We start from the raw sequence: 11,216 nt of genomic DNA, 5'->3' as shown, positions 1-11,216 counted from the left end.
GCCGGCTTTCTCGCTCTACGTTCGTTTTTGGGAAAGAAGGAATGACAGTTTTGCCCCCCATCGCGGTCGTTCCGGGCTTCCCCGCGCGATCCCAAATCCTGCCGTTCCTGTAACGATGCTCTGCGGCACCGGACTGTTTTCGCATTTGTCCGGCGGAATCCTTTGCTATTTTGCCGCTCGCGTGCCGCCCGCTGGACACTCGCAGTTCTCCAAATGTGATATCGTCAGACCTGTCAATCGGGCGAGGCCGCAATGAAGAAATACACGACAAAAGGCGAGATCATCAAAAACCTTCGCTGCCAGCTTTCCGAAGGGGCGTTGCAAAAGGAGATGGCCTACCGGATCGGTATAGGCATCCGCACACTCAGATCGATTGAGAACGCCAACAAACCCGTCACCCTCGCAGAGCTTGATCGCATCGCCGCATATCTGAGCGTGCCAAAGGACCATGTTGCCTTTTCCATGGACGGCCCGAAACTGGTGTTTCCTTCTCCCGAACTGATAGCTAAATTGGCCAATGACTGGTCGCGGGACCAGTTCGTTGCGCGTTTCGATGAGGATTTCGCCCGCGTCACGATGGACGAAGCCAAGCTGTTCGAGGAGGCTTCGACCTCCCACGACGTTATGATCGAGCGGATGATGCCGCTCAATGATGAACTCGATGGCTATGTTGACGAGCTGGCCGCCATGTTAGCGAACCTGACGTGGAATGCCTCGCCCCAGAAGCCGCTAACCGAGGCCGACGAGCTGGCGATGAAGGTCAACATCCGCCGGCTTCTGGTTCTGCTCCGGGGGAACGACGTCTGGACCTACCAGACCAATCATTTCCGTACCCTGCCAGAGCGCGACGATCTGCCGCCGGACGACGAGTCAAGTCGGCTGACGTCCCGTCTCGTCCTCGCGTTCGCTCCGCCGGGAGAATACGGCGAGGACTCTGTCAGCGTTCAAATCGACCACGGGCAGCCCTTCATTCTCAAGGCCTGGAACCCGGACAAGCAGTGGGGTGCATGAGGTGTTAAGCTCGATAAAAAGAATAAAGCAATTGGGCGTCTTCGGCGATTTCACGGCAGCAGCTGATCTCCCTAAGATGAAGCGCGTTAACGTAATCTATGGCGATAACGGATCGGGCAAGACCACGCTGTCGAACCTGTTCACCGCGCTCACTGAGGGCAGTCATCCAGAACATGCTGATCTGGACTACCTTGTCGGGACGGACGCGGGCGACCTTTCTCCGGGCCAGAAATGTCCGAGAGGGATACGGGTTTTCAATGCGGACTATGTGCAGGCTAACATCGGCCGCTTTGACGGTCCCATCCGCCCCATCCTCATCGTGGGGCAAGAGAACAAAGAACTTGCCGAGGAAATCCGGCAAGATCTGTCGCTTCTCGACAGGCGGGAAGCTGAAATCCGTGCCGAGACCGAATCGATCGCAAAACTGAATCAGGAGAAGGACCGCGCCTTCTCCGCAATTGCCCGGACGATCGGCGAAGCTACCAGTGGCACCACGCTCAGGAACTTCAGGAAGCCGGATGCTGAAAAGGCGTTCGCCCGACTGAGCGCGCCTCAATCGTTCGATGCCGCAACGCTCGAAGGCCATCGCGCCACGTTGCAGCAGCGGCAGGAAGACGCGATATCTGTCATGGCCGCGCCTCAAATCCGGGTCGGCGACAGCCTTGAACCGAAGCCAATCGACGCGGCGGCAGCCGCTTTCCAGACAATTGTCCACGAACTCGCCCTGCGCACCGCACAGTCAGCCGCGATCGAGCGCCTGACCGCTTATCCCGATATTGCTGTATGGGCGGAAGCCGGCCTGCACATTCACCGGGAACATGGATCAACGTCCTGCGAATTTTGCAGTCAGCCCCTGCCGGGCGAGCGGATGAACGCGCTCGCCGAGCATTTCAGCGTCGAAGATCAAAGGCTAAAAGGCGAAATTGAGTACGCCGGGGCGACCGGCGATGCCTTGGCCAGCGTCATTGACGGAATTGCACTTCCGGCAAAAACCGCATTCTACAGCGAGCTTCGGGACGAATGGGCACAAGAAGAAGCTGCTTTCCGGACTGCCAAGCGCGAGGTTCTGGAACAGATCGCCGCGCTCCGGTCCCTGTTGACCAGAAAGCTGACCGAACGGACCGTCGCCCTCGCGCCCGCGGGCGTAATCGACACGACTGAACTTCTGGCAGCGATCGATCGGATGGTTGCACTTACTGCGCGTCATAACGCCAAGGCGACCGACTTCGAGGAGGAAAAGGCAGCCGCCCGAACCGCGATCGAAACTCACCATCTATCGAGCATCTTCGTTCAGATCGACGATCTCGTGAAAGGGATCAAGGCAAAGGGGTTCATCATAGAAGGCCTCACGGCCGGCTCCGATGCCGTCGGCGATACGCGGAGCCTCGATGAGATTCGCGCCACGATCGCCGGGAAGAAGACGAAGGTTTCCAGCGCCCACGCCGGCAGCGCCGAACTGAACGGCAAGATGGCTACCTTCCTGGGCCGGACAGACCTGACCTTTGAGTCGGACGAAGAGGGTTATAAGGTGCTGCGGCGTGGCAAGCCGGCAAAGCGGCTCAGCGAAGGCGAAAAGTCCGCAATCGCGTTCGTCTATTTCATCGTCCACCTTCACGACAATGACTTCAATCTGCCGGAAGGCATAATCGTCATAGACGATCCGGTCTCGAGCCTCGACTCTTCCGCGATCTATCAGGCATTCGCCTTTCTCAAGAATGCCGTTAAGGATGCCAAGCAGGTCGTTCTATTGACGCACAACTTCGATTTCCTGAAGCTGCTCCTGAACTGGCTTCACCGACGCAACGACAAAACACTTTATATGCTGGTTTGCGCTGAGACCGAGATCGGTCGTGCTTCGAAAATCGGCCGACTTGACAGTCTTCTCGAGAAGCATCCGACCGAATACCACTTTCTTTTTAAGACGCTTTATACCTTCAAGTCCGATGGGACGATCCAGAGCTGCTACCATATCCCAAACGTCGCGAGGAAATTACTCGAAACCTTCCTTGAGTTCCACGTTCCTTCGAATCTCCCGCCCTACGAGCAGCTTGGCGCTATCACTTTCGACGAGGACAAGAAGGCTGCGATCTTCAAATTCACCAACGACCTGTCTCATCGAACCGGAAAGGGGTTTGATCCCGCAATCGTGGCGGAGACGCAGAAGAACGTCGCCTATCTTCTGGAGCTGATCGAGGCGGTCGCGCCCAAACACTTCAATGGCCTCAAACAGCTTTCTGGCGCTTAACCTTTCCGAAGCGGGTAGCAGTGCCAGAACGTCGAGCGTCAGCGGGAGCTTTTATGGGAGGCAGCTCTTTACGGCCACCTTCCTAACGGACAGCGAAAGTTGGTCAGTCCCGGGCGGTCTCAAAACACCATCGATTCCGAGAAACCCCCATCGCTCCGCAACGTGCCATTTATCGCTGACAGAACCGTGCCAATTAGCACTGATATCTACAGAAATAGGATCCCAATTGAGAACGCAGCGGCCTTCTCGATCGCCGTTTCAAATTTGGAAGCGTGTGGGGCAGCGCAGGCGAGGGAATAGCCCTCACGCTACGGAAGGACCTATTGTAATACCTGTTCATTCGCGCCACGCTGCGATTTATGGCTACTCGCAAATGCGTCACCGTCTCCATCAGCCCTGAGTTGCACGCTGTAGGCCAGCGGTTGCTGACATCAGGACGGTACGGCAATTTCAGCGAGGTGATCCGCGCCTCCCTCCGGCTACTCGACGAGCAGGAACGCCGCTTCAGCCAGCATTGTGCTTCGGCAGATTTGGCTGAGCAGGCATGAGCGTCGACATAAGTGATGTCGCACGTCTTCAGGCCGAAAACTCTGAACTGCGCGAACGTGCAGATGCTGTGGAGGCAATTGCTGCCGAGCGCGAACGGCGTTTGCAAACCGCCATGTCAGCAGGTGCCATCATCGGCACGTGGACGTGGCACCCCATCAGGGATGCGTTCACCGTCGACGAGAATTTCGCTCGTTCATTTGGCACCGATCCCGCCCTCGCCTACCAGGACCTAACGCTGGATCAGGTACTGGCGACCGTCCATCCTGAGGATCGACCAGGCCTGGATACCGCCATTGCCGAGAGCGTCGCGCGGGGTGGCCCCTATGCACATATGTATCGCGTCCAGCGTGCCGATGGCCACTACTACTGGATCGAGGCCAACGGCAGGGTCGAGTTCGGACCGGACGGTGAGCCTACAAGCTTTCCCGGCATTCTGATCGACGTGGATCAGCGGCGTAGCCTGGAAGCGGAGCGAGACCGATCCTCGGCGACGCTACGATCGCGCCATGCCGAATTGGAGCAGCGCGTCACGGAGCGGACGGCGGAGCTGATGCGCGCTGAGGAAGCGCTGCGTCACTCGCAGAAGATGGATGCAATCGGCCAGCTCACGGGCGGCGTAGCGCACGACTTCAACAATCTGCTCACCGTCATCAAGTCAGCCACCGAGATGCTCCAGCGAGGCCAGCTCTCGGATGAGCGCCGTACCCGGTATATCGCAGCTATTGCGGATACCGCCGATCGCGCGGCTAAGCTGACCGCGCAGCTTCTTGCCTTTGCACGCCGCCAGTCGCTCAAGCCGGAGGTGTTTGTCGTCTGCGATAGCGTCCTCGCGCTGTCGGATATGATGGGCACGCTCACTGGCTCCCGCATCGAAATCGTGACCGAGCTCACTCCGGAGATCGTTCATATCTGCGCCGATCCGAGTCAGTTCGATACCGCCCTCGTCAACATAGCGATCAACGCCCGCGACGCGATGGACGGCGCCGGCAAGCTGACGATCGCCGTCAGCGCGGTTGAAGCGATCCCGGCGATCCGCAATCACGAGGCGCAGGTGGGATCGTTCGTCGCGGTATCGATCACTGACACAGGCAGCGGTATCGCACCTGATAAAATGGAGCGGGTATTCGAGCCCTTTTTCACCACCAAGGAGCTAGGCAAGGGCACTGGCCTGGGGCTCTCACAGGTGTTCGGTTTTGCCAAACAGTCGGGCGGTGAGATCAAGGTCGAGAGCGAGGTCGGGCAAGGAACAACCTTCACACTTTACCTCCCTCGCGTCGCCGGTGGAGACGCCGCAAACCAGGATGTGGCCGAGATCGAGCCGCTTGAAGCCGGGCACGGCACATGCGTGTTGGTGGTCGAGGACAACGCCGACGTGGGGACGTTCGCCGTTCAGACACTGACGGACTTGGGCTATGTTACCGTGTTGGCGAGCAATGCCGAGGAAGCATTGGCTGAACTCGCGAGGGACGCCGGCCGGTTCGACGTGGTGTTCTCAGACGTGGTTATGCCCGGCATGAGCGGAATTGAGCTAGGGCAGCTAATCCGAAAGCAGCACGCCGATCTGCCGGTTGTCCTCACCTCCGGCTACAGCCATGTGTTGGCGCAGAATGGCACTTACGGGTTCGAACTGCTGCACAAGCCCTACTCGATCGACCAGCTTTCGCGCGTTTTGCGTAAGGCCGCTACCTGGCAACGCCGCAAGCGTATCTGCTCAGTGTAGACCTTACGTTAGGGTGTTAGCGCACTCAGATGTTTCTCGAAACTCGATCGTTGTGAGAACGCTGGGGCCTTCTCGGCCGCCCTTCGTTTCCGGGACAGCGGGGATCCGGCGGGGTGACAGCAGGCCACAACAGCTATTGACCCATCAATATACGCTCCATAAACGAAACGTATATTGATGAGTAGGGGATCGGCTGATGGGTTTGGTGAAGATCGATGACGAGCTGCACGAGGAAGCCCGTCGCGCAAGCGCCGTCATGTGCCGGTCGATCAACGCCCAGGCCGAGTTTTGGATGAAGATCGGGATGCTTGCCGAGGCCAATCCCACCATGGCCTTCAATGACATAGTGAAGGTGCAGCTCGCCGAAGCGAACGTCCGTTTGGTCCAGCCGCTCGCCGCCTGATCGAGCGCCGCTAATAATCTCCACTACCTACTAGGACTGCTATGCCCTTCCATGATGAAATCACGGCGTTCTTCGGCCGCTACGTCGACGCCTTCGCGCGAGAGGACGCCGACGTATTGAGCGAGCTGTGGGACGAGGTTGGGCTGTTCCCTACCCCCACCGGTAACTTCGCCATGCCGCGATCTGCGTTCCGCGATCATTGCGCCACGCTGTTCGGCTTCTATCGAGCCCAAGGCGTCGTGCGGCCGGAAGGCACCCTGCTGTCCGCCGACGAGCTGTTCCCGAGCGTTGCCCAGACGCGCATGGCCTACCGCATGATAGGGGCTGACGACGCTCCCGTGGCCGAGTGGGAGCATGTCTACATCCTCCGGCGCACCGACGCTTGGCGCGTATCGCTGACCATAGCCGATGGCGAGATGGCGGCTTGGACGGCCAAAGGCGTTCAGCTGTAATCGGATCTGCTGCCGCTCGACCATTTCCGAAACTCGACCCTAACAGAGAAGCTAATCAGCGTTGGGTCGCGCGCGCCCGTCGAAGCGGCTTTGCGCGGTGAGCACCTCTTCGATATGTGTCTCCGCCCACAGACGCAGCGCATCCACGGTGTCCGTGAGCGTGCGGCCGAGATCGGTGATGCTGTATTCGACCGTGACCGGAACGGTTGCGATGGCGTGGCGATGCACCAGTCCGTCACGTTCCAGGCTCTTGAGGCACTGCGAGAGCATCTTCTGCGACAGGCCTTCGATCCGGCGTCGGAGTTCGTTGAAGCGGAGCGGTTCGTTGCCGAGCAGCCCGAGCACCAGCACCGCCCATTTGTCGGCGATGCGGTCGAGCACCAGCCGGGTCGGACAGGCGGCAGCGTAGGGGTTCCATTTGGGCAATGGTGGTATCCTGTAAGTGACCAAGTAGGCCAAAAGTGCCTTCTTTAAACTTAGCGCCTACTAGCGCATCTGGTTTCTTATCGAAACCAGCATGAGGCCTACCAAATGAACGTCGCTCTTATCGGTGCAACCGGCAACGCCGGCTCACGCATCCTCGCCGAACTCGCCAATCGGGGCCACAGCGTGACGGCGATCGTCCGCAACCCCGACCAGGTGCCGTCACTTCCGGGCGTGACCGCCACCAAGGGCGATGCCAACGATCAGGCTGGGCTTGCCGACCTGCTCAAGGGGCATGATGCCGTCATCAGTTCCGTTATGTTCATCGCCAGTGATCCCGCCACGCTGATCGGCGCCGTCCAGGCATCGGGCGTGAAGCGGTATCTCGTCGTGGGTGGCGCCGGCAGCCTGGAGGTTGCACCCGGCCTCAAGGTCGTGGACACGCCCGACTTCCCGGCCGAGTATAAGGCCGAGGCTACCGCTGGCGGCGTCTTCCTCGACGCTCTGCGTGGCACTGACGACCTCGACTGGACCTTCCTGTCGCCGTCGGCAATGTTCGTGCCCGGCGAGCGTACCAGCAAGTTTCGGCTCGGCACCGACCAGCTTCTCGTAAACGATGACGGCAGCAGCATCTCCTTCGAGGACTATGCCATCGCGCTCGTGGACGAGCTTGAGAAGCCCGTCCATGTCCGCCAGCGGTTCACCGTCGGCTACTGACGCCGAAGCGGTGCGACGGCTCGTGATGCCGTCGCACCGCTTGTTCTTAGCATTCAGCTACGCGCGATGAGGCCCATAGAAGATCACGGCAGCGCCTAGAAGGCACAGTGCGGTCCCTCCGAGGTCCCAACGATCCGGTCGGACGCCTTCCGCGAACCAAAGCCAGAGCACCGCGAACGTGATGTAGATGCCGCCGTAAGCGGCGTAGGTCCGGCCAGCATCGGCGCTGTCGACCCGGGTGAGAAGGTAGGCGAAGGCGATTAGCGAGGCGCAGCCGGGGATCAGCCAAAGGGGCGACTTCGACATACGAAGCCACGCCCAAAACGCGAAGCAGCCCGCGATTTCCCCGAGGGCCGCACCCGCATAGATGATGATCGATTGCATGGAAGAGAGCTAGCAGCCCGACGCCGCCGTGTCAGGATGGCCAAGAGAGAGACCGCTCCCAATTGAGGCCAAGGAGGCACTCAGGATGTGCATGACGGATCATGCCTCCCCAGTGTCGAGCGGATATCTTCCGCGCAGACTAACGCCTTCCGCGCCGAAGCGGGCGTAAAGGACGGGCAACACCAAAAGCGTCAGCAGGGTTGCCGAGATCAGCCCACCAATGACAACCGTTGCAAGCGGCTTCTGCACCTCCGCGCCTGCACCATGCCCGAGCGCCATCGGCACGAACCCAAAGCTAGCGACAAGTGCGGTCATCGCCACCGGCCGCAGCCGCAGGAGCGCTCCTTCACGCGCGGCTGTCAGCCGGTCCCGACCGCTGCGCACGAGTTCCTGGACCGCGCTTAACATGACAAGCCCATTGAGGACCGCGATGCCCGAGAGCGCGATGAACCCAACCGCAGCCGAGATCGAGAACGGCATGCCACGCAGCGCCAGCGCCAATACGCCGCCCACCAAGGCGAGCGGAATGCCGGTAAATACCAGCGCCGCGTCGCGCACGCTGCCGAGTGCGCCGTAGAGCAGCAGCAAGATCACCGCGAAGCATGCCGGCACCACCAGCATGAGGCGCGCCCGGGCCGAGGCCAGGTTCTCGAACTGCCCACCCCATTCCAGATACTCGCCGGTGGGAAGCCGCACGTCGCGCGCGATCGATGCTTGCGCGTCTTCGACGACGCTCGCCACGTCGCGACCGCGCACGTTGGCCTGGACGACCACGCGTCGCTTGCCGTTCTCGCGACTGATCTGGTTCGGTCCGTCTGTGATGGCGATATCGGCGACGCTGGCGAGTGGGACCGATGTTCCCTGAGGCGTGGAAACCGGCGTCTGTCCGAGCGTGTCGAGGTTGGCACGGGCAGCATCCGACAGTCGAACGACGATCGGGAAGCGGCGGTCGCCCTCATAGATTTGGCCGCTTTCCCGACCGCCTACGGCCGCGGACACCGTGTCGGCGACGTCTTGTGCTGTGACGCCGAGCCGTGAAGCTGCATCGCGCTTCAGCGACACGTCGAGCATCGGCAGCCCTTCAGTCTGCTCGACCTTCACATCCTCCGCACCCGGCGTGCGGCGCAGATTGGCGGCGATCTTCGCCGCGGTTGCGTTCATGCTCGCGAAGTCGTCGCCGAATACCTTGACCGCCACGTCCGAGCGCACGCCGGCGATCAATTCGTTGAACCGCATCTGGATCGGCTGCGTCACCTCGTAGGCATGTCCGGGCACGCTCGCGAGACGCTTTTCGATGCGCTCGACCACATCGGCCTTGCTCTCGGAGGAGTCGGGCCATTCGCGCTTGTCCTTCATCATGATGAAGGTGTCCGTGGCGTTGGGCGGCATCGGGTCGGAGGCGATTTCCGCCGTGCCGGTGCGCGAGAACACCGTCTTGATCTCCGGCATGTTCGCAAGTGCCCGTTCGATCTGGAACTGCATCCGCTGGCTCTGTTCGACTGACGTTCCCGGCACCCGGAATGCCGAGACGAGGACGTCGCCCTCGTCGAGCTGAGGCAGGAACTCTTGCCCCAGCGTTGTGAAGGTAACCGCGCCGATCGCCAGCGCGCCGATCGCCACGCCAACCGTCAGCGCCGGACGACGTAGCGCGCGATTCAAAGCTGGTTCGTAGCGACGATGCAACCAGCCGACGATGCGGTTCTCACCCGTATGCCCCGAACGTGCGATCCAAGTGGCGATTGCTGCGGGCACGAAGGTCAGCGACAGCACGAAGGCGAAGGCCAGCGCCAGCAGCACGGTCAGCGCCATCGGCTCGAAAGTCTTGCCTTCTACGCCTGAGAAGGTAAGCAGCGGCAGGTAGACGAGCATCACGATCGCCTGTCCGTAAACAGACGGGCGGATCATCTCGCGTGCCGCTTCCGCAACCAGCGCCAGCCGCTCCGGCTTGGCAAGCTGCCCGACCTCTTTTTCCCTTGTCGCGATCCGGCGTAGCGCGTTCTCGACGATGATGACCGCGCCGTCGACGATGAGGCCGAAGTCGAGCGCGCCGAGGCTCATGAGGTTGGCGGAGACGCCGAGACGCCCCATGCCGAACGCCGTCAGCAGCATCGCGATCGGGATCACCGCCGCCGCGATCAGCGCCGCCCGCCAATTGCCGAGCAGCGCGAACAGCACGACGATGACCAGCGCCGCGCCTTCCGCGAGATTGCGGGCCACGGTGACGATGGTTGCGTCGACCAGTTTGGTGCGATCCAGCACCGGCTCGATCACGACGTCGGGCGGCAATGACGGCTCGATCGTCTTCAGCTTGGCACCAACCCCCGACGAGACAGTGCGGCTGTTCTCACCGATGCGCATGATGGCGGTGCCGGTCACGACCTCGTGCCCGCCTTCCGATGCCGATCCCATGCGAACGCCCTGGCCCAACCGCACGTCGGCGACTTGGGAGAGAGGGATGGGCGTGCCTTCACGGGTGGTGATCACCGCCTGCCTGAGCTGCGAAAGGCTGGCGACCCGCGCATCGGCACGGACCGCCAATCCCTCGCCGTTACGATCGACCGTGCCCCCGCCGACTGCGACGTTGGCGCGTTCCAATGCGGTCGACAGATCGGCGAGCGAGAGGTGAAGCGCGGCGAGCTTCTGGACGTCGGGAACGACCAGATACTCGCGCTCAAATCCTCCCAGCGAGTCGATGCCGGCGACACCGGCCACGCCCTTGACCTGTGGCGCGACGATCCAGTCCTGCACGGTGTGCAGGTAGGTCGCCTTATCTGCCTCGCTGACGAGCCGGTCGCCTTCGGGCGTGATATAGCTCCCGTCCGGTTGCAGGCCGGGTTCCCCCGGACGATGCCGCTCGTGTGCCCGCTCGGCATAGCGCAGCGTCCAGACATACACCTCGCCGAGGCCCGTCGCGATTGGCCCCATCGCCGGCACGACGCCAGTCGGCAGCGTCTCCTGCGCACCAGTCAGCCGCTCCTGAACCTGTTGGCGGGCGAAATAGATGTCTGTCTTGTCGGAGAACACGGCGGTGATCTGCGCGAAGCCGTTGCGGCTCAGCGAGCGCGTGCTTTCGAGGCCAGGGATGCCGGCCAGTGCCGTCTCGATCGGAAAGGCGACTTGTTTCTCGATCAGCTCCGGCGACAGCGCGGGTGCGCGTACGTTCACCTGGACCTGGTTGTTCGTAATGTCGGGAACCGCGTCGATCGGAAGCCGAGGCAGCGACAGCGCGCCAACTATAGCGGCGATCGCGGTGAACAGGAGGACGAGCCAGCGGCGCTCGACCGCCCAGGTAACAATGCGGGCGATCATGCG

The 11,216-nt window shown here is 61.3% G+C and carries 10 protein-coding genes; 7 read left to right on the top strand and 3 right to left on the bottom strand.

What is annotated here, in order from left to right; all coding sequences use genetic code 11:
• Positions 1-252 precede the first annotated feature (252 nt).
• From AC3D24_RS20900 to AC3D24_RS20875, 6 genes are all read left to right on the top strand, one after another.
• Positions 253-1,011 carry a helix-turn-helix domain-containing protein gene (locus AC3D24_RS20900; protein ID WP_489033362.1) on the top strand — a complete coding sequence of 253 codons (759 nt, stop codon included), beginning with the start codon at positions 253-255 and terminating at the stop codon, positions 1,009-1,011.
• A gap of 31 nt (positions 1,012-1,042) precedes the next feature.
• A complete protein-coding gene (locus tag AC3D24_RS20895; RefSeq protein ID WP_489033361.1) occupies positions 1,043-3,256 on the top strand; it encodes an AAA family ATPase in 2,214 nt (737 codons plus the stop codon).
• 359 nt (positions 3,257-3,615) lie between these two features.
• Complete coding sequence (locus AC3D24_RS20890; RefSeq protein ID WP_489033360.1) at positions 3,616-3,804, top strand: ribbon-helix-helix domain-containing protein; 189 nt, start codon at positions 3,616-3,618, stop codon at positions 3,802-3,804.
• On the top strand, positions 3,801-5,525 hold the full coding sequence (locus AC3D24_RS20885; RefSeq protein ID WP_489033359.1) for a PAS domain-containing hybrid sensor histidine kinase/response regulator: 1,725 nt from the start codon (positions 3,801-3,803) through the stop codon (positions 5,523-5,525). The genes AC3D24_RS20890 and AC3D24_RS20885 overlap by 4 nt, the downstream gene beginning before the upstream one ends.
• A gap of 196 nt (positions 5,526-5,721) precedes the next feature.
• Positions 5,722-5,928, top strand: coding sequence for a ParD-like family protein (locus tag AC3D24_RS20880; RefSeq protein ID WP_489033357.1), 207 nt, complete (start codon positions 5,722-5,724; stop codon positions 5,926-5,928).
• A 41-nt stretch (positions 5,929-5,969) separates the two neighbouring features.
• Positions 5,970-6,380, top strand: a complete 411-nt coding sequence (locus AC3D24_RS20875; RefSeq protein ID WP_489033355.1) for a DUF6841 family protein — start codon at positions 5,970-5,972, stop codon at positions 6,378-6,380.
• A gap of 51 nt (positions 6,381-6,431) precedes the next feature.
• Here AC3D24_RS20875 and AC3D24_RS20870 read toward each other — a convergent pair whose 3' ends face one another.
• Positions 6,432-6,806 carry a winged helix-turn-helix transcriptional regulator gene (locus AC3D24_RS20870; protein WP_489033353.1) on the bottom strand — a complete coding sequence of 125 codons (375 nt, stop codon included), beginning with the start codon at positions 6,804-6,806 and terminating at the stop codon, positions 6,432-6,434.
• 105 nt (positions 6,807-6,911) lie between these two features.
• Here AC3D24_RS20870 and AC3D24_RS20865 point away from each other — a divergent pair, with 105 nt between their 5' ends.
• Positions 6,912-7,520 carry an NAD(P)-dependent oxidoreductase gene (locus tag AC3D24_RS20865; protein ID WP_489033351.1) on the top strand — a complete coding sequence of 203 codons (609 nt, stop codon included), beginning with the start codon at positions 6,912-6,914 and terminating at the stop codon, positions 7,518-7,520.
• 57 nt (positions 7,521-7,577) lie between these two features.
• Here AC3D24_RS20865 and AC3D24_RS20860 read toward each other — a convergent pair whose 3' ends face one another.
• A complete protein-coding gene (locus AC3D24_RS20860) occupies positions 7,578-7,904 on the bottom strand; it encodes a YnfA family protein (protein WP_489033350.1) in 327 nt (108 codons plus the stop codon).
• 99 nt (positions 7,905-8,003) lie between these two features.
• The gene (locus AC3D24_RS20855; RefSeq protein ID WP_489033349.1) at positions 8,004-11,213 is read right to left on the bottom strand and encodes an efflux RND transporter permease subunit; all 3,210 of its coding nucleotides are present in this window, start codon (positions 11,211-11,213) and stop codon (positions 8,004-8,006) included.
• Positions 11,214-11,216 lie beyond the last annotated feature (3 nt).

The organism is Sphingomonas sp. SL1004 (assembly GCF_057815015.1).
Note: the sequence above shows the minus strand (reverse complement) of the source record. Positions and strands in the feature narration are given on the sequence as shown.

Coding starts and splice junctions, on each gene's coding strand:
- AC3D24_RS20900 (WP_489033362.1), top strand. CDS start 253: ATGAAGAAATACACGACAAAAGGCGAGATCATCAAAAACCTTCGCTGC.
- AC3D24_RS20890 (WP_489033360.1), top strand. CDS start 3,616: ATGGCTACTCGCAAATGCGTCACCGTCTCCATCAGCCCTGAGTTGCAC.
- AC3D24_RS20885 (WP_489033359.1), top strand. CDS start 3,801: ATGAGCGTCGACATAAGTGATGTCGCACGTCTTCAGGCCGAAAACTCT.
- AC3D24_RS20880 (WP_489033357.1), top strand. CDS start 5,722: ATGGGTTTGGTGAAGATCGATGACGAGCTGCACGAGGAAGCCCGTCGC.
- AC3D24_RS20875 (WP_489033355.1), top strand. CDS start 5,970: ATGCCCTTCCATGATGAAATCACGGCGTTCTTCGGCCGCTACGTCGAC.
- AC3D24_RS20865 (WP_489033351.1), top strand. CDS start 6,912: ATGAACGTCGCTCTTATCGGTGCAACCGGCAACGCCGGCTCACGCATC.
- AC3D24_RS20860 (WP_489033350.1), bottom strand. CDS start 7,904: ATGCAATCGATCATCATCTATGCGGGTGCGGCCCTCGGGGAAATCGCG.
- AC3D24_RS20855 (WP_489033349.1), bottom strand. CDS start 11,213: ATGATCGCCCGCATTGTTACCTGGGCGGTCGAGCGCCGCTGGCTCGTC.